Raw genomic sequence first — 19,671 nt, forward strand, 5'->3', positions numbered from 1 at the left:
GAGCAATGACCCGTTCCGTGCGACACCTGGCCCCGGCCGCCCTGCTGACCCTGCTCCCGCTGGCCGGCTGCGGGGGCGCCGGCCCCGAACCCTCGGCGGCGCCGTCCCCGTCGCCGTCAGCGCCCGCCTCCGCCGTCTCCGCCGCGCCCGTCGACGTCTCGGCGGAGCTGACCGCCCTGGAGGAGGAGTTCGACGCCCGCCTGGGGGTGTACGCGGTCGACACCGGCACCGGGGCGGAGATCGCCCACCGCGCCGATGAGCGGTTCGCGTACGCCTCCACCCACAAGGCCCTGTCCGCGGGGGCGCTCCTGGAGCGCAACACCCTGGAGGAGATGGAGCGGGTCGTCACCTACACCGAGGACGACCTGGTGGGGTGGACGCCCATCACCGAGCAGCACGTGGACACGGGGATGACGCTCCTGGAGGTCGTCGACGCCGCGGTCCGCTACAGCGACAACACCGCCGCCAACCTGGCGCTTGAGGAGCTGGGCGGCCCGCAGGGGTTCGAGGACGCGCTGCGCGGGATCGGCGACGAGGTGATCGAGGCCGAGCGCTGGGAGCCGGACCTGAGCGAGTACACCCCGGGCGACGTCCGCGACACCAGCACCCCGCGGGCGATGGCCACCAGCCTGCGGGCGTACACGCTGGGCGACGTCCTGCCCGAGGACCGCCGCGAGGTGCTGGTGGACATGCTGCTGCGCAACACCACGGGCGACGCGACCATCCGCGCGGGCGTGCCCGAGGGCTGGACCGTCGGCGACAAGACCGGCGCCGCCAGCCACGGCACCCGCAACGACATCGGCCTGCTGTGGCCCCGGGAGGGCGACGAGCCCATCGTGGTGGCCGTCATGTCCAGCCGCGAGGAGGAGGACGCCGAACGCCGCGACGAGCTCATCGCGGCCGCCGCCGGGGTCGTCGCCGACGCCCTCCGCTGAGCGGCCGCCCCCGCGCGGGGCGCCGTCCCCCGCCGGCGCCCCGCGCCCCCGTGCGGACCGCCCGCCCTCCCGGGCGGGCGGGGGTCAGGGGGTGGTCTGCGGGGGCGGTCCCAGCCTGCGGACCACCACCCCGAGGACCTGGTGCTCGGGGCAGGGCCCGTGGTGCCGGGAGTCGATGCTGCCGGTGTTGTCGCCGAGCAGGGCGAGGTGTCCGGCGGGGACCGGGCCGTCGATGCCGACGGCCGCGGGGTAGTCCTCCCCCGCCCTGGCGGCGACGCGTTTGATGTACCAGCCCTGTGCGGCGACCCGGCGGCCCAGCGGTGCCGCGCCGCGCCACCCGCTCTCCGGCGAGGGCCGCCCGACGACGACCACCGTCCCGCGTTCCAGGCCGCGCCGACCGCGCCGCACCAGGACCCGGTCGCCCGCGGCGAGGGCGGGCGCCATGCTCTGGCCGTCCACGGTGACGACCACGTAGGCCCCGCGCAGGTACACCGCCGCCAGCACCGGGAGCAGCGCGGCCGCGGCGAGCCAGCCCGCCGCCGTCATGCGATCGCCTCCACGGCGGGACCGGAAGCGGTCCCGGGCAGGTCCCGCCCGGTGCCCCCATGGCCGCCGTCCCCATCGCCGGCGCCCTCGGGCCCGGCGTCCTCGTTCCCGGTGCCCCCGTTCCCGGCGTCCTCGCCGGGCCCGGTGTACCCCTCGGCCTGGAGGGCGAACAGCCGGGCGTACTCCCCGCCCAGGGCCATCAGCTCCGCGTGCCGCCCCTCCTCCGTGATCCGCCCGTCCTGGAGCACCACGATCCGGTCCACGCCCCGGATCGCGCCCAGGCGGTGCGACACCAGCACGGTCGTCGTCCCGTTCCGCAGCGCCCGCAGCCGGTCGTGGACCTCCCGTTCGGCCTGGGGGTCCAGGCCGGAGGTCGGCTCGTCCACGATCAGCAGGTCCCTGCCCCGGCGCATGAGCGCCCGCGCCACGGCCAGCCGCTGCCACTGCCCGCCGGAGAGGGTGACGCCCGACTCCTCGTCCGCCTCCCCCTGGTAGAACTCGCGGGAGAGCATCGTGTCGTAGCCGCTCGGCAGGTCGGCCGCGAACCCGTCCGCCCCGGCGTCGCGCGCCGCCTCGCGGATCCGCCCGGTGTCGTCGGCGTGCTCCAGGGCGCCGATCGCGATGTTCTCCCGGACGGACAGGTCGTAGGCCATGAAGTCCTGGAACACGGCGCTCATCCGCGCCCGGAGTTCCCGCGGGTCCGTCTCCCGGATGTCCTCGCCGTCCCAGAGCACGCGCCCGCGCGTCGGGTCGTACATGCGGCACAGGAGCTTGACGAGGCTGCTCTTGCCCGCGCCGTTGAGCCCGACCAGCGCCAGGGACCGCCCGGCGGGGATGGTGAGGGAGACCCCCCTGAGCACCCACGGCCCGTCGTCGGTGTAGCGGAACCACACGTCCTCCAGGCGGACGGCGGTGCGCAGCGGCCCGACGGGGCGCGGGAAGCGGGGCACGGGCAGGTCCGGAGGGGTGTCCATGACGTCGTCGTAGTGGCCCATGAGCAGGAGCGCCTGGTAGGCGCGGGAGAGGGTCTCGACCGTTCCCGTCAGGGCGCTCTGCACCCCGGCGACCGCGGCCACGAAGGCGGACACGTCCCCGATGGTGAAATCCCCCCGCACGGCCGCGCCCACCATCCACACCAGTCCCCCCGCCGGCACGAGGGCCCCGAGCAGGGCCAGCGGCGCGTGGGCGGCCACCGTCCTGCGGTCCACCCTCTCCTCCGCCCGGTTGACCTCCGCGGTCTCCCGGCCCATCCGGTCCAGGAGGAAGCCGCCGGCCCCGAACAGGCGCGCCTCCTTGATCGCCGCCGGGTTCACCATGAGGGCGCGGTAGAACACCTGGCGGCGCAGGCGGGGGCTCATCCGCCACATCATCCCGGCCCGGCTGCGGTTGAGCGAGAGCTGGACGAAGAGGGCCGGGAGCGCCGCCAGCACCGTGACCGCGGTGACCACCGGGCTGATGGTCACCAGGATGCCGAGGAGGCCCGCGATCATCAGAGCGGTGGTGACGATCCCGAAGAGGGATTCGATGATCTCCTCGGGGGCCGAGCTCGCCGACGTCTGCGCCAGGCGCAGCCGGTCCAGGAACGCCGGGTCCTCGAAGCGGCGCAGTCCGCCGAGCCCGTCCACCTTGGCGTAGAGGCGCTGCTGCACGAGCAGTCCCACCTCGCGGCGGATGCGCCCTCCCAGGTAGGTGACCAGGTGCCCGGACAGGGCGGTGGAGAGGGTGCACACGCCCAGGAGCACGACCACCCTGACCGGCTCGCCCGCCAGCGCCCCGGGCACGCCGGGGGCCTGGGCGCCGAACTGGAGGGTGTCCAGCAGCCACTTCGTGAGGAGGGTGACGGCCGCGGGCAGCAGCCCGGCCGCGACGTTCAGCAGCCCGTAGGCCGTCAGAGTGGCCGGGGCCGCCCGCCAGGCGATCTCCAGGGAGCGCCGGGTCCGGGCGAACACGGCGCGCGGCCCCGGGCCCTGCGGGCGGGCGCGGTCGGCCCCGGAGCCGCCCATCACACCCCCACGAGCGCGGCCCGCAGGTCCTCGACCGCCACCGCGGAGCGGGCGACCCGGCCGGAGGCGTCGGCGAAGACGAAGGCGGGGATGCCGGTGAGCGAGAACGCCTGCCCCGCCTCGTGGTGGATGGTCTGCATGACGACGGTCGTGTGCCCTTCGAGGACCGAGGTGTAGGCGTCGGCCTCTCCCCGGGAGTCGCCCACGAACGCGATCACCTGCTCGCGGGGCAGTCCCACCTCGCGGGCGAAGTCCACCAGCGGGCGCAGCTGCTCCTCGCACGAGCCGCAGCCGGTGTCGAAGAAGGCGTACAGGGCCATCCGGCCGCGCAGCCCCGCCGAGGTGACGGCCTCCCCCGTGGTGCTCACACCGCTGAAGTCGGGGATCTCCATCCCGGCGGGGATGTCCGCGAGGTCGGCGGGCGGGGCGGCCCCGCCGGCCCGGGGGGACCCCTCCGACTGCCGCAGGCGCCGTACGACGGCCAGGGTGAGCATCAGGTTGAACAGGGTCAGGGCGGTCAGCAGCACGACCGCCGCGATGAGGATTGCCACGGTTGTCTCCAGGTTCACGAACGGGGGGTCCGGGCGCCGGGCCGTTCCCCGGTGCCGGCGGCGAAGAGGTCGACCAGGTCGTCGAAAGAGACGGTCGCGGCCGTGACCGCGGCGGCCGCGGCGGCGGCCAGCCCGATCTCCCCCCACGAGGCGGGGGGCGCCCCGGCGGAGGCCCACGCGCAGCCCAGGCCGGCCGCCGCCGCGCAGGTCAGGGCGAGGTTGCGCCACACGTGCGGCCAGCCCAGGTCGGTGCGCGCCCTGCCGAAGCAGGAGCAGGGCACGGCGGTCCCGGCGCGGGCGGAGTACAGGGCCAGCAGCGTGAACGCCGCGAACAGTGCGGTGGCCGCGGCGAGTGCGGGCACACGGGCCCAGGTCCCGGTCAGCAGGACCAGCCCGATCGCCAGCTCGACGGCGCTGTGGGCGGCGGAGGCTGTGCGGACGGGGAGCCGGGTCAGGCGCAGGCGCTCCGCGAGGACCGCCCAGGTGGTCTCGTTGTCGCGGCCGCGGACCTTGGCGAGCCCGGAGGCGAGGAAGATCCCGGCGACGGCCAGTTGCAGGAAGAGTGCGGTGAGCGGGAGCAAGGTGTGCCTCGGGAGGGGAGTGTGCGGAGCCGGTGGCGGCCCGCTGCCGGGCCGCCACCGAGGGGGTCAGCGGCAGCAGCCGACCGGGTCCCAACGGTAGCTGCCGTCGCTGCACTGGTACTTGTAGTCGCGCGAGAGGTAGTAGCCGCTGCCGCCGCAGTACGGCAGGCGGCAGCGGTAGGTGGTGTAGCTGCACTCGAACTGGTCGGCCTTGGCCGTGGCCTTGGGCGCCAGCCCCTCCAGGAGGCGGTCGCCGATGCGCGCGAGAGAGGCCTTCATGGTTTCTCCTGAGTCTCGGGGGCGTGTCGTGGTTCACACTCCGGCCGGAGCGAGAGCAACTGTAGGCCCGGGGCCGCGCCGGACGGCCGGGGCGGGAGTCCGGTTGAGCAAAATTTGAGCTTCGCCGGAAATCACCGGGGAGAACCCCGCGGGAGAGAAAAGGAGGAGGCCCCTTTTTTTCGGGTACAGAAAGGGGCCGACCCTATATTAGGGACTCCCGGATTCCCCCTCGACGGCGGAGGCGACCATTTGAGCTTTATTTGAGGACGGACGCCGCCGCGGCGCGGGGCGTCCCGCCCCGGGCGGAGCGGAGCCCCGGGACCCCGGCCTTCGGACTCCGCATATCCGCAGGTTGGAAAGGTGTGAACGGCACGGTCGGACCGCCGGGACCACCGGCCCCCTCTGCGGTCGGCGCCGCGGCAGGGGCCTCGCGCCTCCCCCGCGCCACCCCCGGCCTCGGGGCGACGAGCAGGGAAAAGCCCCCCGCATCGGCTTTCCCCGGGAAAGGGAAATCGGCCTTGTTTTTTCTCCGGCCCTCTGCTTGCATGACCGTGCCCCGGAGGTCGGCCTCCCGGGATTTCACCGCTTCATTTCCGTTTTCGCGACGGACCGAGGAGAGGACCCCCCGTGAAGAGCATGCTCAAGAAGGTCGGTGCGGTGGCGGCGGCCGGCGCGCTCGCCGTGACCCTGATGCCCGCGCCCGCGTGGGCCTACGTGTACGGCTACCCGGTCACCACGGCCCCGGTGCGCACCGAGCCGTACGCGAGCGCGCACGCCGTCGACACCGTCGCGCCCGGCGAGTACGTGCTCCTGGAGTGCTCCCTGATCAACAAGCACGGGAACCACTGGTACCGCACCCGCGGGGGCAAGTTCTACACCTACGCGGGCCACTACCCCTCGTACAACCTGCCCAACTGCTGACCCGCCCGGCGGGAGGGCACGCGGCCGCGCCGTGCCCCGGACGGCGATCCGTCCGGGGCGCGGCGCGGTCGTGCGGGGGCCGGCTACTCGTCGTCGTCGGCCTCGTGGTGGTCGAGGTTGGAGGTCCCCCGGCGCCAGTACCCGTCCACCTCGCAGGTGACGTTGCGGACGAACCCGCGCTCCTTGAGCAGGCGGCGGATCGGCTTGAGGGTGGTCGCCTCCCCGGCCGCGTACACCATCCCGTCGCCCTCGGGCAGTTCCAGCGCCCGGAACGCCTCCAACAGCAGGTCGGTGGTACCGGCCTCGGCGTCGCCCCGGTGCAGCCAGGTGATCCGCGCCCCCTCGGGAGCGTCGAGCTTCTGCTCCTCGGCGGCGTCCACCACCTCGAAGAACGCGAACACCCGGGCGTCGGCGGGCAGCTCCTCCACGTAGCGGGCGGCGGCGGGCAGCGCCGTCTCGTCCACCAGCAGCACGTGGTAGTCGAACCCACCGGTGATCCACGCCGTGCCGCGCGGGCCCAGCACGCCTAGTCTGTCGCCGGGCCGGGCGGCCTGCGCCCAGCGGCCGGCGGGGCCGTGGTCGTGGGAGACGAAGTCGACGGTCAGGCGCTCGCCGTCCAGGGCCCGTACGGTGTAGTCGCGGAAGACCACGCCCGGGGCGCGGAAGTTGAGGCAGCGGTCGTCCTCGACCACCGGCAGGACGTGTTCCCCGTCCTCGTTGGGGAACCACAGCTTGACGTGGTCGGCGAAGTTGTCGCTGCGCATCCCCTCCAGGTCGGGGCCGGACAGGTGGACGCGGATCATGCGCGGGGTGATGCGCTCGACCTCGGCGACCTCCAGCACGCGCGGCCTCAGCGGGTACATCTCGAGGCGGCGCTCGTGGGTCGGGGTGGTCATTCCATGCTCCTTAGAGCTCATCTCATTTGGTTTCTCGGTAGCCTGCTCCTGTGTCGATGGTGGAACGGCTGGTGCCGGACGAGCTGTGGGAACTGTTCCAACGGGTGGTGCCCGAGGCGCCCACCCGCCCCCAGGGCGGTGGGCGGCGCAGACACGGTGACCGGCAGGTGCTGGCCGCGATCATCTTCGTGGCCACCAGCGGCTGTACCTGGGCTCAGCTCCCGCCGGTGTTCGGCCCCTCCGGGCCCACCGCGCATCGGCGCTTCACCGAGTGGACCCGGGCCCGGGTGTGGGCCAAGCTCCACCGCCTGGTCCTGGACGAGCTCGGCTCCCAAGGCGAGCTGGACTGGTCGCGGTGCGCGATCGACTCGGTGAACATGCGGGCCCTCAAAGGGGGGACCTGACGGGTCCGAATCCTGTCGACCGAGGCAAGAAGGGGTCGAAGATCCACCTGATCACCGACCGGCAGGGTTTGCCCCTGTCCATGGCTATCTCGGGGGCCAACACCCACGACAGCCAGGCGCTGCAGCCCCTGGTGGAAGGGATCGCTCCGATCCGCTCCCGTCGCGGACCCCGGCGGCGCAGACCGGGCAAGCTGCACGGCGACAAGGGCTACGACTACGCCCACCTGCGCCGCTGGCTCCGGCGCCGGGGGATCGTGCACCGTCTGGCCCGCCGGGGTGTGGAGTCCTCGCAGCGGTTGGGCAGACACCGGTGGCAGGTGGAACGCACCATGGCCTGGCTGGCCGGATGCCGCCGACTTCACCGCCGCTACGAGCGCAAGGCCGACCACTTCCTGGCCTTCGCCGGCATCGCCTGCACGCTGATCTGCTACCGCCGACTCACCAAATGAGATGAGCTCTTAGCGGTCGGGGCTCCGTTACGGGACGGAGGGGTCTTCGGGCCGGGCGGTGAGCACCCGGCCGGTGCGCAGGCCGGCGAAGGCCAGGGCGATCAGCGCGGTCGAGGCGAGGGTCAGGGCGCCGCCCGCCGGCCCCCGCGGCCCCGGACGGGGCCACCCCGAGCCGGGGCCCGTGCGGCGGGGACCGGGGGGAGGGGCTCGGCGGCGGCCTGCGCGCCGCCGCGCGGGCGGGTCGTCCGGGGTGTCACCGCCGTCGCTTCCTGAGTGTCGGGATGGGGGCCGGGGCGGGCCGCGGGGCGGACAGGCCGTCCCCTTTCGACCGACCTGTACGGATAAGGCCAGCCTAGCCTAACCGCCCAGAGCGCCCCGGGGCCGCTCCCCCGCGGAACGGCGGCCCCCGCCGCGGGGAGCGCGGTGCGGGCGGGGCCGCCGCCGTCCTCCCCGGTCCTCCGGGAGGTGCGGGAGGGGACCCGCGACCCCGGAATCGGGCGTCCGGAACCGTGCCCTAGCCTGGGACCGATCCCGGTACGAACATGGACGGGATCACCCGTGTCCACACCATCGTGACCAAAGGGAATCCGTGAACATCGCAGCCCTGGTGAACGCGATCGCCTTCCGCGTGATCGCCGTTGTCGAGGCCCTGACCTGGGTCGGCCTATTGGCGGGCATGTACGTCAAATACCTCGGGAGCGGAAACGAACAGGGCGTGGCGCTCTTCGGCATGCTGCACGGGATCGCCTTCATCCTCTACGTGGTGGCCTGCCTGGTCTCGGCCGTCCACCTGCGCTGGGGCGTGTGGCCCACCCTGCTGGCGCTGGCCGCCTCCGTCCCGCCCCTGTTCACGCTGATCGCCGACTGGTGGCTGCACCGCAGCGGCCGGCTGCCCAGGATCTTCGGCGGCGCCCGCACCCCCGAGCCCGTGGGCTGAGACCTGGCGGTGCGGCGGGCGCGGTCCTTTCCCGGGAAAGGACCGCGCCCTTCCCTTTCCCCGGGCACCGGAGGGCCGGCGGGGAATGGCGCCCCGAACGGTCCGGAAAGCGCGGGGAACGCCGATGGTAAAGCCCTTCGCGATACACCCGGAAGCGCCGTCGTGTCACCTCCGCACGGGCCGGGAGCGCTGACCGGAACCGGTCAGAAAAGGTACCGGGTCACCCTTTGACCATCTTTCACGGCCGTGTTGCAGTGGTGCGTGTTCCACTTCCGCAGTGGAACGGACACGAACCGTGAGATAGCGAGGGAACCCCCCATGTCATACCCCCACGGACCCGGTCGGCGCGCCGTCCTGCGCGGCGCCGCGCTGACCACCGGCGCCGCTGTCCTCGGCGGTGCCGCCCTGCTGGGCCCCGCCTCCCCCGCCGCGGCCGCGCCCTCGGTGCACGGCCGCGCGGCCTGGGGCGCGCGGCCCCCGTCGAGCCCGGTCCAGGTGCTGGCCTCCCCGCCGCTGTACATCGTGGTGCACCACACCGCGACCGCCAACAGCACCGACCACTCGCTGGCCCACGCCTACTCCCTGTCCCGGGCGATCCAGAACCACCACATGGACACGAACGGCTGGGCGGACACGGGACAGCAGCTCACCATCAGCCGCGGCGGGCACGTGATGGAGGGCCGCGACCGCACCCTGCCCGCGATCGCCGCGGGGCAGCACGTGGTGGGCGCGCACGTCGCCGGCAACAACAGCACGTGCGTCGGCATCGAGAACGAGGGCACCTACACCTCGGTCGCGCCGACCGCTCCGCTGCGGGACTCCCTGGTGGAGACGCTGGCGTGGCTGTGCGCGGCCTACGGGCTGAACCCGCGGAGCGCGATCCTGGGGCACCGCGACTTCAACGCGACCGCCTGCCCCGGCGACGTGCTGTACGCGATGCTGCCGGAGCTGCGCGACGCGGTGGCGGGACTGCTCGCCGCCCGGGGCGTGGAGGCGGCCGCCGACCGCCCGGTCCCGGCGGACCTGCGGCCCTCGTACCCGCCGGTGCCGGACGAGCCCTGGCGGGAGTTCGACCACGGGCCCGCGCACGGCCCGGACGACATCACCCGCTGACCGCGGGGACGGTTCCCCGTTCACCGTCCCCTCCACCCGCGCCCGTGTGCGCCGCCAGGCGCGCGCGGGCGCGTTCCACGTCCCACCGCTCGATCCCGGCCAGCGGCGCCCCTGCGCTCGCGCGCAGGGCGGCGGCCCGGTCGAGCAGGTCCGCGGCCGCGGCGTGCTCCCCGGCCAGGGAGCGCGCCCCGGCCTCGCCCTCCAGGGCGAGCGCCAGGGCCCGGGGGTCCCCGCTGCGCCGGGCGTGCTCGTGGCCGCGGGCGTGCAGTTCCAGGGCGCGGGCGGGTTCGCCGCGCTGCTCCGCGATGTAGCCGAGCTGGGTGTGCAGGAACGCCGCGCCGATGTGCCCGTCGGTGCGCCGGTTCCATTCCAGCCACCGGGTCAGGGACGCCTCGGCGCGGTCCAGGTCGCCCCGGCGGCGCGCGGTGAGGGCGATGCCCGCGTCGGCGTACTGGGCCGCGACCGTGTCGTGCTGTTCCTCGGCCAGCCGCAGGGCGCGTTCGTGCAGGGTGTCGGCCCGGTCGAGGTCGCCGGTGAGCAGGGCCGTGCGCCCCAGTCCGGAGGCGTGCCGGGACACGTCCCGCCACAGCCGCAGGTCCTCGGCGATCCGCAGGCCCTCGGCGTGCAGCCGGGCGGTCTCGTCCAGGTCGCCCAGCGCCTCGGCGGTCTGGGCCAGGACGTCGAAGGCCTGGAGCAGGCCCCAGGGGTCCCCCAGGTCGCGCAGGTCGGCCTCGGCGGCGCGGCCGTCGGCCAGGGCCGCGGCCAGGTCCCCCCGCCCGAACGCCGCCAGCGCCAGCAGGACCCGCGCCAGCGCGGCGCTCCAGCGGTCCCCGGCGGCCAGGGCCGCCGCGTGCGCCGCCCGGACCCGGGCCGCGGCCGCTGCCGGGTCCCCCAGTCCCGACCGGGTGAACGCGGCGAACCAGGCCAGCCGGGCCCGGACCGCGGGGTCGGCGACCCCGTCCAGGCGGGCGTCCGCGTCGTCGTGCCACCACTCGTCGTCGGAGGCGGGCCTGGCCAGCGCCGCCCGCAGCACCGTCGCCCGCGCCCGCGTCTCCCCCTCCCCGGCGGTCCCGGCGGCGCCGTCGGCGGGGGACGGCAGGGCCAGGGCAGTGTCGAGGGCGGTACGGGCCAGGGCGGTGCGGCCGCGCAGGTAGCGGTACCAGGTGAGGGCGACCGCCAGGCGCAGGGCGGTGGCGGCGTCGCCGTCCCGGACGGCGAAGTCGGCGGCGGCGCGCAGGTTGGCCTCCTCCCGGTCCAGCAGGGCGAGCGCCTCCGCCTGGCCCGGGCCGCGCAGGCGGGCGTCGGCCCCCTCGGCCAGGCCGGCGTAGTACGCGGCGTGCCGGGCCCGGGCCCGGTGCTCCCCGCCCGCCGCGGCCAGGTGCTCCAGGGAGTACACCGCCACCGACTCCAGCAGCCGGTAGCGCGTCCCCTCCTGGCGGGTGGACGCCACGACCAGCGACCGGTCCACCAGGGCGCCGACCAGGTCCAGGGAGCCCTCGCCGACCTCCTCGGCGGCGGCCGGGTCGCAGCCGTCGGCGAACACCGCGAGCCGGGACAGCAGGGCGCGCTCGGGGCCGGTGAGCTGGTCCCAGCTCCAGTCGATGGCGGCGCGCAGAGTGCGCTGGCGGGCGGGCGCGTCCCGGCGGCCCCCGCCCAGCAGGGCGAACCGGTCGTCGAGGCGGGCGGCCAGCTCGACGGCCCCCAGGTGGCGCAGCCGGGTGGCGGCCAGCTCCAGGGCCAGGGGGATGCCGTCCAGGCGGCGGCAGATCGCGGCGACGGCGGCGACGGTGCCCGGGTCGGTGCCGGGCCGGGCGCCCGCGGCGTCGGCGCGGGCCAGGAAGAGGCGGGCCGCCGGGGAGGCGGCCAGCGCGGCCGGGGTGTCGTCGGCCGGGGTGTCCAGGGGCGCCAGCGGGTACAGGTACTCGCCCGCCACGGCCAGGGGGACCTGGGAGGTCGCCAGGATCCGCAGGTCGGGCAGGGCCGCCAGCAGGACGGAGGCCAGGTCGGCGACCTCGTCCACGACGTGCTCGCAGTTGTCCACGACCAGCAGGGCGCGGCGGCCGCGCAGCCGCGCGGCGATCCGGCCGGTGAGGTCGCCCTCCCCGTCTCGCACGCCCAGGGCGGTGGCCAGCGCGGCGCACGGGTCCCGGTCCAGGGCGGCCAGGTCCAGCGGCAGGGCCGGGTCGGCGGTGCCGCGGGCCGCCGCCAGGGCCAGGCTGGTCTTGCCCACCCCGCCGGGCCCGGTGACGGTGACCAGGCGGTGGCGTTCCAGCAGGCCGCGCACGGCCGCCACCTCGGTGTCGCGCCCGACCAGCTCGGCCGCGGGGGCGGGCAGGTTCCCGGCGGGCGGCGCGGGCGCCCGCTTCAGCGCCGGGTCCTGGAGCAGGACCGCCCGGTGCAGCGCGGTCAGCTCCGGCCCGGGGTCCGCCCCCAGGTCGTCGGCCAGGCGGGTGCGCAGCTCCTCGAAGCGGGTGAGCGCCTCGCCCTGGCGTCCGGCGGCGTACAGGGCGCGCAGGAGGGCGGCGTGCAGCCGCTCCCGGTAGGGGTGCTCGCGGGCCGGGCCCGCCAGGTCGTCGGCCAGCCCGGCGTGCTCGCCCAGCTCCAGGCGGGCCTCGGCGAGGTCCTCCAGCGCCGTCAGCCGCCGCTCCTCCAGGCGGGCGGCGTCCTCCCGGACCCCGTCCAGTTCGGCGAACCCGGCGGCGGCCGGGCCCCGCCACAGGTCCAGGGCACGGGAGAGCAGGTCGGCGCGCTCGCGCGGGGCGGCCCCGCGGGCCCGGTCCAGCAGGTCCTCGAACCGGTCCAGGTCCAGGTCGGCGCCCTCCAGCAGGTAGCCGGGCGGCCGGTGGCGCACCAGGGCCCGTCCGCCGGGTTCGCCGCGTTCCAGGGCCCCGCGCAGCTGGGAGACGCGGGCCTGGAGCACCGCCGCGGGCCGGGCCGGCGGGCGCTCGCCCCACAGGTCGGCGACCAGCCGGTCGGCGGACACCACCCGGCCCCGGGCCAGCGCCAGGAGCACCAGCAGGGCGCGGACCCGGGTGTCGGGGACCGCGACGGGGCTCCCGTCCCCCGCCCGGACCTCCAGCGGACCCAACACCCCCACGCGCATGCGTCAACCGTAGCGTTCCCGTAGGGCACCCGTGGCGGCCGCGGGCACCGTGGTCCCATCGAGGGCGGCGACCGGCCGCCCCACGAGCGAACGGGGACGACATGGGCGTCTACGAGGGCCGCCGGGCCGTGGTCATCGGCGGTACGCACGGCATGGGTCTGGGCGTGGTCGAGGAGCTGCTGGCCGGCGGGGCCCGGGTGCTGCTCACCGGCAACAACGAGAAGAACCTGGAGGAGGTGCGCGGCAGGTTCGGCCCGGCCGTGCACGCGGTGCGGGCGAACGCCGCCGACCTCGCCGACACCGACGCCCTGGCCGAGAGCGTGCGCGAACACCTGGGGGGCATCGACTTCCTGCACGTCAACGTCGGTGTCTCCGGGCTCGGTCCGGTGGCCGAGACCACCGAGGAGTCCTACGACTGGATGTTCTCGATCAACGCCAAGGGCCCGTTCTTCACCGTGCAGCGGCTGCTGCCGCTGCTGGCCGACGGCGGGTCGATCGTGTTCACGACCTCGGTGACCAACCTGACGGGTACCGCGGGCATGGGCGTGTACAGCGGGACCAAGGCCGCGGTGAGGGCGTTCTCCCGGGTGCTCGCCTCGGAGCTGCTGCCGCGCGGGATCCGGGTGAACACGGTCGCGCCGGGCTTCATCCACACCCCCTCGGGAGGGTTCACCAACGCCACCGAGGCCGAGAAGGCGGAGATGGGGCGGATCGGCGACGAGGCCACCCCGATGAAGCGGCACGGCACGATCGCCGAGGTGGCGCGGGCCGTCCTGTTCCTCGGCTTCGAGGCGACCTTCACCACCGGCGTGGAGCTGCCGGTGGACGGCGGCCTGGGGCAGAGCCTGCACTGACCGGGTGGCGGTGGCCGGATACGGCCACCGCCGCCCCGGCGTCCCCCTTATCGCGCCCCGGCCCCGGGGTGAGGCTCACTCCAGGAGGAGTTCGCCCACGGTCTCGCCCCCCACCACCCGGCCCGTTTCACGGAAGCCCAGCCGGAGGTAGAACTCCTCGGGCGAGCCCTCCCCCGGGACCCAGGAGACGGTGACCCGCTTGTGCCCGCGGCGGCGGGCCTCGTCCAGGACGGCCTGCACGGCGAAGCGGCCGTAGCCCCTGCCCTGCTCGTCCCCGGCGACGTTGAGCCGCCAGATGCCGCAGCGGCGGTCGGGGTCCTCCCTGTCGGGGTCGAAACCGGCCATGACGAAGGCGACGGGCCGGTCCCCGTCCAGGATCAGCCGGGGCCAGGCGGTCGCGCGGGAGGCGTAGGCCTCGGCGAGGGAGAGGACGACGGGGGCGACGAAGGCGTCCTGGTCCGCGCGGACCCGGATCCCGGTCGCGGCGCGGACGTTGTCGGGGGTGATCTCCACGGCGCGGAGAGAGGGGGTGCTCATGGGCGACCACTCTAGATCGTTGATGGGGAAATGTGTCCTGGTCAGTGGTCGTAGGCGATCAACGACCGCTTGACCGGGGCACCCACCAGCCAGTTGTGCCAGATCGCGGCGTTGAGCGCGCAGATGCGCTGGCACACCCGCGCCCACAGCCCCTCACTGGTGCGAGCCTGGTGGCGCTCCAGGCCGAGCTGGTTCTTCAACGTCCAGATGACGGCCTCGATCCTCTGACGCAACCAGCCCGGGAACCGGCCCTCGACGGATTCGCCCTTGAGCGCCGGACGCACCAGGGCAAACCCCAACCCGGCGGCCGCCGTCTCGATACCGACCCCGGCGAAGCCCTTGTCGCACACGATCACCGCTCAGCCCCGGAGCGCACGGTCGGACGTGCAGCAGGTGCAGTGCCTGTTTGCGTTCGTCCAACTCCTTGGGGTGGGCCAGGGAGAACGCGCACACCGACCCCTCCGCGGTAGTGATGAGCACGAGCTTGGCACCCCAGTAGAAGGCGTGGTGGGACACGTCCCGCCCGTACCCGGCCACCTCGCCCGGGCCGGAGCGGTCCACCGTCACGCGAGAGGCCCCGCACCGCACCGGGGTGCCGTCCATCAACCGCAGGTTCTCCCACCAGGTCGGGACGGAGCGGGCCAGCCACATCGCGGCCTTGAGCAGGACCGGGGCCGCATCGCGCAGGTGGCGGTTGTACTCGGACTGGCCGGGCAGGCGGGGGAACAGGTGCCCGATCCGGGCCGGTGCCGCCCGCATCCAGTGGCGTTCGGAGTCACACCTGAGCAGGACCTGGGCCAGGGCGACACAGACGAGTTCGGCGTCGGTGAGCTTTCGGGGGCGGCCCGGGCCGCGGCGCTGGTTCGCCGAAGGGAGCACATGGTCGTCGAGATGGACGTAGAGTGCTGTCAGAAGGGCGTCAAGGTCATTGGTCACACTCTGATCCTCGACGCCCTTCGCCATGCGCGCAGCGGGTTCAGGGATTTCCCATCAACGATCTAGGGCGTGTTCGGCGGATCATTCCGCGTCGCCTGTGCTCGGACGGCCGGCCCCGGTCCGGCCCCACCGGGCGCCGCACGAATGCACCCGCTGAACACGCCCCGGGCCCGCCCCCGGCCCCCGCGGCACGGGCCCTCCTCCCGTGCGGGAGAATACGGGCATGCGTGTGGGGGTGCTGGGACCGGTCCGCGCGGACGGGCGGGCCGTGGGCGGGGCACGGGCACGGGCCCTGCTGGCCCGGCTCGCCCTGGAGGCGGGGCGGCCGCTGACCCACGGCGCCCTCATCGGCGCCCTGTGGACCGCGGCGCCCGAGCACCCCGAGGCGGCCCTGCACTCGTCGGTGTCCCGGCTGCGCCGCGCCCTGCCCGACCCCTCGGTCCTGCGCTCGGTCCCCGCCGGGTACCTGCTGGACGTGCCGGCCGACGCCGTGGACGCCCTTCTCTTCGAGCGCCTGGTCCGCGAGGGCCGGGAGGAGCTGCGCCGGGGGCGGCCCGCCGCCGCGGCCGGGAGGCTGGACCGCGCCCTGGGCCTGTGGCGCGGGGAGCCCCTGGCCGACGCGGGTGATCCGCCCTACGCGGCCGCCGTCGCGCAGCGGTGGACGGGGCTGCGGCTGGACGCCCGCGAGGACCGGGCCGGGGCGGCGCTGGCGCTGCCCGGCGCGGACCCGGCCGCGCTCGCCGCCGAACTGGAGGAGCTGGCCGCGGCCCGCCCCCTGCGGGAGGGGCCCCTGGCGCTGCTCATCGAGGTGCTCGCCGACGACGGGCGGACCCCCGAGGCCCTGGCCGCCTACGAGGCGCACCGGGCCCGGCTGGCGGAGGAGCTGGGCGTGGACCCCGGCCCCCGTGTCCGGCGGGCGCACCTGAGGGCGCTGCGCGGCGAACCGGCACGGAGCGTCCCGGGGGAGCCGCCCGCACCGCTGACCTCGTTCGTCGGCCGGGAGGCGGACCTGGCCCGGCTGCGGGAACGGCTGGCCGGGCACCGGCTCGTCACCCTCACCGGGCCCGGCGGGGTCGGCAAGTCGCGGCTCGCGGCCGAGGCCGCCCGGACCGCCTCGGGGGTGCGGGTGCGGACCGTGTCCCTGACCCCGGTGGCCGCCGGGCAGGACGTCCCCCACGCCGCCGTCCGCGCCCTGGGGCTGCGCCCGTCCCGCTCCCCCGTCGAGACCCTGGCCGACGCGCTGGGCACGACCGAAACGCTGCTGGTGCTGGACGGGTGCGAGCACGTGGTCGACGCGGCCGCCCGGCTGGCCGCCGACCTGGCCGCCCGCTGCCCGGGGCTGCGCATCCTGGCCACCGGCCGCGAGCCGCTCGGGGTGGCCGGGGAGGCCCGCCTCCCGGTGCCGCCGCTGGCGCCCGAGGCGGCCGGCCGGCTGTTCACCGACCGGGCGCGGGCCGCCGACCCGGACTTCTCCCCCACGGAGGAGGCCGCCGCCGTGTGGCGGGCGCTGGACGGGCTGCCGCTGGCCATCGAGCTGGCCGCCGCCCGGCTGGGGTCGATGCCCCTGGCGGACCTGGCCGCCCAGATGACCGACCGGCTGGCCGTGCTGACCGGGGGCGACCGCACCGCGCCGCCGCACCAGCGGACCCTGCGCGGGGTCATCGCCTGGAGCTGGGACCTGCTCGCCCCGGCCGAGCGGGAGGCCGCCGAGGTCCTGTCGGTGTTCGCCGCCCCCTTCACCGCGGGCGCGGCCGCCCGGCTGGGCGTGCCCGCGCCGGCGCTGTACGCCCTGGTGGACCGTTCCCTGCTGGACTCCGCCGGGGGCCGGTACCGCATGCTGGACACCGTGCGGGAGTTCGGCCGGGAGCGGCTGGCCGCCGCCGGGCGGCTGGTGGGGGCGCGGGCCGCGCACGCCGCCGCCCTGCTGGCGGTGGCCGAGGACCTCGGGGCGGGGCTGCGCGGTCCGGGGCAGCGGGAAGGGACTGCGGCGCTGGCCGCCGGCCTGGACGACCTGGTGGCCGCGCTGGCCTGGGCGTACGAAAGCGGTGACACCGGCACGGCCGAGCGGCTGGGGTCGGTGCTCGGGCTGTTCTGGCTCGTCCGGGACGAGCACGCCGCGGCCGCCCGGCTGCTGCGGCCCACCGGGCCGCGCACCTGCGCCCTGTACCTGCTGAACGTGCTGTTCGCCGGGGAGCCGGCCGCCGGGTCGGCCCCCGCTCCGGGGGACGGCTCCCCCGAGGGGGCGGTCGCGACCGCCCTGCTCGCCCTGGCCGACGGCGCGCTCATCGACGCCGGAGCGGCGCTGGCCCCGCACCTGGACGCGCCCGACCCGTGGGAGCGGGGCCTGGTGCGGCAGGTGTCGTCCTTTCTCCAGGGGGCCGCCGGGAACGCCGCGGGGGTGCGCGCGGACCTCGAACGGGCGCTGGCCGGGTTCACCGAGGCGGGCGACCCCTGGTGGACGGCCACGGCCTCGCTGTCCCTGGCCGCGGCCTGCTCGGCCGCCGGGGCGTTGGAGGAGGCGCGCGGGCACCTGGCGCGGGCCCGCGGGCTCGGGGTCGGGGAGCCGGTGTGGCGGGCGATGATGGCCGTGGACGCCGGGGACCCGGAGACCGCCCGCGCCGAGCTCCGGGAGGCGGCCGCCGGGGGCGGGTCCGCCCGGCGGGCGGCGCGCGCCCGCGTGTGCCTGGCGGACCTGGCACGCCACGAGGGGGACCTCGCGGCCGCCGGGGAGCTGCTGGACTCCTGTTCCCACCTGGCGCGGGACTCCCAGGCGCCGGACCGCATCCTGTACGCGACCGCCGCCGGGTTCCTGGAGGTGGCGCGCGGCGCGGCCGACGCCGCGGCGGCCCGGCTGGCCGAGGCGTTCGACCTGGTCGTGTCCATGGCGGATCCGCCGATGCTCGCCCATGTGGGCGTGGGTGTGGCCGACCTGCTGCTCCTGGCCGGCGCCCCGGAGCGGGCGGCCCGGGTGCTGGGGGCCGCCCGGGTGGTCCGCGGCGGGCCGGGCGACGGGCACCCCGACGTCGTCAGGGTCACCCGCGCCCTGGCCGGCCACCTCCCGCGGATCGAGGCCGGGGCCGCGCCGACCCCGGAGGCGGCGCTCGCCCTGCTGCGCCGCGAGCGGGCCGCGCTCACGCCCGGGCCGCCGCCTTCTCCTCCTTCTCGATGAACGCGTCCCGGCACCCGGCGCAGCAGAACCCGTGCAGGACGCCGTCCCGCTCCAGGGTGACCGCGCTCTCGTCGAGCACCACGTAGACCCCGCAGAGCGGATCGACCACGGCCCGGCCCTGTTCGTAGTCCTCCCGGTAGGGCTCGTTCATCAGCTCCACGATGCCGTCCGAGTCAACGGACCGGCCCAGGACGCCCAGGGAGCCCTCGGCCACGCCCACCACCTGGACCTGCACCACCGGTTCCCGGTAGGGGCGGCGCGGGTCGTCCTCGATCTCGGCCACGGCCTCGGTGACGTGCTCGACCAGGCTCTGCGCCATGGACTTGCGCCACGGCCCGGGGACGTGGGCCCGGACGACGTACCGGGGCGCCCCGTCGGCGGCGACGCCCTGGTCGACCACCCAGACCTCGGGCTCGTGCACCACCACCTGGAGCAGCGAGCCCATGACCCGCTTCCAGCCCTCCTGCATCTCCTCGCCCCGGGCCAGCCGGGTGACGTCGCCCAGGGCCTCGGCCAGCCGGCGGCGCCGGTCCCCGTCCAGGGTGCCGCGGGGCACGAACAGTTCGATGAAGATCATCGCTGGATCACCTCCACCGCGCACTCTTCCGCGGCCGCCTGCCGTCCCCCTGCCGGACGCCTGCCGCCTCCGGGGCGCCCCTCAGCGAGCGGTCCCGCCGCCCCCGGCCTGCTCCCTCTTCAGCCAGGCCAGGGCCTGTTCGCTGCCGGCCTCCAGGTCGCCGGGCAGGTCGTCGAGGAAGGTCCGGTCGCCGTGCCGGGCCAGTTCGGCGAGCACGGCCCCCGGGTCCCCCTCCTCGATGACCCGCAGCAGGCGGTGGTGGCGCAGCACGTTGCTGGCGGCGGTCTCGTTGCGGTGCGCCCGCGCGTGCCGGTTGAGCACCATGCACAGCTGCATCTGCAACTGGATCGACCGGTAGGCCTCCTCCAGGCGCCGGTGGCCCGACAGGCCGACCACGGCGGTGTGGAACTCGAACTTGGACTCCGAGAGCTCGGCCTCGTCCAGGGCGTCGGCCGCGGCCTCCATGCGGCGCAGCGCCGCGCGGCAGCGCTCCAGCCGTCCGGGGTCGGTGACGGGCACCCCCAGTTCGACGGCCATGTGCTCCAGCCGCTGGCGCAGGGTCATGATCTCGTAGACGTCGTGCAGGGTCAGGGGGGTGACCACCGCGCCGCGGTGCGGGGACTGGCGGATCAGCCCCTCGTGCTCCAGGCGGCGCAGGGCCTCGCGCAGGGGCGGCCGGCTGATGCCCAGCTGCCGGGTGAGCCGGTTCTCCACGACCCGGTCGCCGGGCAGCAGCTCCCCGGCCAGGATCATCCGCCGGATGGAGCGGGCGGCCAGGTCCACCATGCTCGGCGGCTTGACGATGCGCTGGTCGCCGGTTCCGGCGCCGGTGCCGGTCGCGGTGGACCGGTCCATGGTCCCTCCCTCGTCTCGATCGCGC

18 protein-coding genes and 1 pseudogene are annotated in these 19,671 nt (G+C 75.8%); 8 read left to right on the forward strand and 11 right to left on the reverse strand.

Annotated features, from left to right (window positions below; genetic code table 11):
- The first annotated feature begins 5 nt into the window (after positions 1-5).
- Complete coding sequence (bla, locus tag KGD84_RS17045) at positions 6-935, forward strand: class A beta-lactamase (protein ID WP_220561418.1); 930 nt, start codon at positions 6-8, stop codon at positions 933-935.
- 84 nt (positions 936-1,019) lie between these two features.
- Here the strand turns inward: bla and KGD84_RS17050 are convergent, their stop codons facing one another.
- The 5 genes from KGD84_RS17050 to KGD84_RS17070 all read right to left on the reverse strand — a co-directional run bounded on the left by KGD84_RS17050 (position 1,020) and on the right by KGD84_RS17070 (position 4,895).
- Complete coding sequence (locus tag KGD84_RS17050; RefSeq protein WP_220561419.1) at positions 1,020-1,481, reverse strand: S26 family signal peptidase; 462 nt, start codon at positions 1,479-1,481, stop codon at positions 1,020-1,022.
- Entirely contained in the window at positions 1,478-3,484 is a 2,007-nt protein-coding gene (locus tag KGD84_RS17055; protein ID WP_220561420.1) for an ABC transporter ATP-binding protein, read from the reverse strand. Before KGD84_RS17055 ends, KGD84_RS17050 begins: the two co-directional genes overlap by 4 nt.
- Entirely contained in the window at positions 3,484-4,053 is a 570-nt protein-coding gene (locus KGD84_RS17060; protein ID WP_260697137.1) for a TlpA family protein disulfide reductase, read from the reverse strand. The genes KGD84_RS17055 and KGD84_RS17060 overlap by 1 nt, the downstream gene beginning before the upstream one ends.
- Positions 4,050-4,616, reverse strand: coding sequence for a MauE/DoxX family redox-associated membrane protein (locus KGD84_RS17065; RefSeq protein ID WP_220561422.1), 567 nt, complete (start codon positions 4,614-4,616; stop codon positions 4,050-4,052). The genes KGD84_RS17060 and KGD84_RS17065 overlap by 4 nt, the downstream gene beginning before the upstream one ends.
- 66 nt (positions 4,617-4,682) lie before the next feature.
- A complete protein-coding gene (locus KGD84_RS17070) occupies positions 4,683-4,895 on the reverse strand; it encodes a hypothetical protein (protein WP_220561423.1) in 213 nt (70 codons plus the stop codon).
- Positions 4,896-5,522: 627 nt separating this feature from the next.
- Between KGD84_RS17070 and KGD84_RS17075 the strand changes: the two genes are divergently transcribed.
- A complete protein-coding gene (locus KGD84_RS17075; RefSeq protein ID WP_220561424.1) occupies positions 5,523-5,816 on the forward strand; it encodes a hypothetical protein in 294 nt (97 codons plus the stop codon).
- An 83-nt stretch (positions 5,817-5,899) separates the two neighbouring features.
- On the opposite strand, the gene KGD84_RS17080 is transcribed toward KGD84_RS17075, so the two are convergent.
- On the reverse strand, positions 5,900-6,712 hold the full coding sequence (locus KGD84_RS17080; RefSeq protein ID WP_220561425.1) for a siderophore-interacting protein: 813 nt from the start codon (positions 6,710-6,712) through the stop codon (positions 5,900-5,902).
- 56 nt (positions 6,713-6,768) lie between these two features.
- Between KGD84_RS17080 and KGD84_RS17085 the strand changes: the two genes are divergently transcribed.
- The 3 genes from KGD84_RS17085 (at position 6,769) to KGD84_RS17095 (ending at position 9,615) form a co-directional block, all read left to right on the forward strand.
- A protein-coding gene (locus KGD84_RS17085) for an IS5 family transposase (protein WP_255647210.1) occupies positions 6,769-7,565 on the forward strand; the annotation gives its coding sequence in 2 pieces (ribosomal slippage) (positions 6,769-7,105 and positions 7,105-7,565; 798 coding nt in all).
- A 589-nt stretch (positions 7,566-8,154) separates the two neighbouring features.
- The gene (locus KGD84_RS17090) at positions 8,155-8,502 is read left to right on the forward strand and encodes a DUF3817 domain-containing protein (protein WP_220561426.1); all 348 of its coding nucleotides are present in this window, start codon (positions 8,155-8,157) and stop codon (positions 8,500-8,502) included.
- Between the two features lie 318 nt (positions 8,503-8,820).
- Positions 8,821-9,615: a peptidoglycan recognition protein family protein gene (locus KGD84_RS17095; RefSeq protein WP_220561427.1), complete on the forward strand. Its 795-nt coding sequence runs from the start codon at positions 8,821-8,823 to the stop codon at positions 9,613-9,615.
- Here KGD84_RS17095 and KGD84_RS17100 read toward each other — a convergent pair.
- Complete coding sequence (locus KGD84_RS17100) at positions 9,605-12,718, reverse strand: ATP-binding protein (RefSeq protein ID WP_220561428.1); 3,114 nt, start codon at positions 12,716-12,718, stop codon at positions 9,605-9,607. The two genes, KGD84_RS17095 and KGD84_RS17100, sit on opposite strands and share 11 nt — an antisense overlap.
- A 101-nt stretch (positions 12,719-12,819) precedes the next feature.
- On the opposite strand from KGD84_RS17100, the gene KGD84_RS17105 reads away from it, so the two are divergent.
- The gene (locus KGD84_RS17105) at positions 12,820-13,572 is read left to right on the forward strand and encodes an SDR family oxidoreductase (protein WP_220561429.1); all 753 of its coding nucleotides are present in this window, start codon (positions 12,820-12,822) and stop codon (positions 13,570-13,572) included.
- 75 nt (positions 13,573-13,647) lie between these two features.
- Here the strand turns inward: KGD84_RS17105 and KGD84_RS17110 are convergent, their stop codons facing one another.
- Positions 13,648-14,109, reverse strand: coding sequence for a GNAT family N-acetyltransferase (locus KGD84_RS17110; protein ID WP_220561430.1), 462 nt, complete (start codon positions 14,107-14,109; stop codon positions 13,648-13,650).
- Positions 14,110-14,150: 41 nt separating this feature from the next.
- Positions 14,151-14,988: pseudogene (locus KGD84_RS33820) on the reverse strand (transposase).
- Here KGD84_RS33820 and KGD84_RS17120 point away from each other — a divergent pair.
- Positions 14,872-15,111, forward strand: a complete 240-nt coding sequence (locus KGD84_RS17120) for a hypothetical protein (protein WP_420910366.1) — start codon at positions 14,872-14,874, stop codon at positions 15,109-15,111. The pseudogene KGD84_RS33820 and the gene KGD84_RS17120 overlap by 117 nt on opposite strands.
- Positions 15,112-15,268: 157 nt before the next feature.
- Positions 15,269-18,214, forward strand: a complete 2,946-nt coding sequence (locus KGD84_RS17125; protein WP_220561431.1) for an ATP-binding protein — start codon at positions 15,269-15,271, stop codon at positions 18,212-18,214.
- Here KGD84_RS17125 and KGD84_RS17130 read toward each other — a convergent pair.
- Positions 18,177-18,791: a YHS domain protein gene (locus tag KGD84_RS17130; protein ID WP_220561432.1), complete on the reverse strand. Its 615-nt coding sequence runs from the start codon at positions 18,789-18,791 to the stop codon at positions 18,177-18,179. The two genes, KGD84_RS17125 and KGD84_RS17130, sit on opposite strands and share 38 nt — an antisense overlap.
- Positions 18,792-18,872: 81 nt before the next feature.
- A complete protein-coding gene (locus KGD84_RS17135) occupies positions 18,873-19,646 on the reverse strand; it encodes a GntR family transcriptional regulator (RefSeq protein WP_220561433.1) in 774 nt (257 codons plus the stop codon).
- Between the last annotated feature and the right edge of the window lie 25 nt (positions 19,647-19,671).

Origin of the sequence: Nocardiopsis changdeensis, from assembly GCF_018316655.1 — a bacterium.
Lineage (GTDB): Bacteria > Actinomycetota > Actinomycetes > Streptosporangiales > Streptosporangiaceae > Nocardiopsis > Nocardiopsis changdeensis.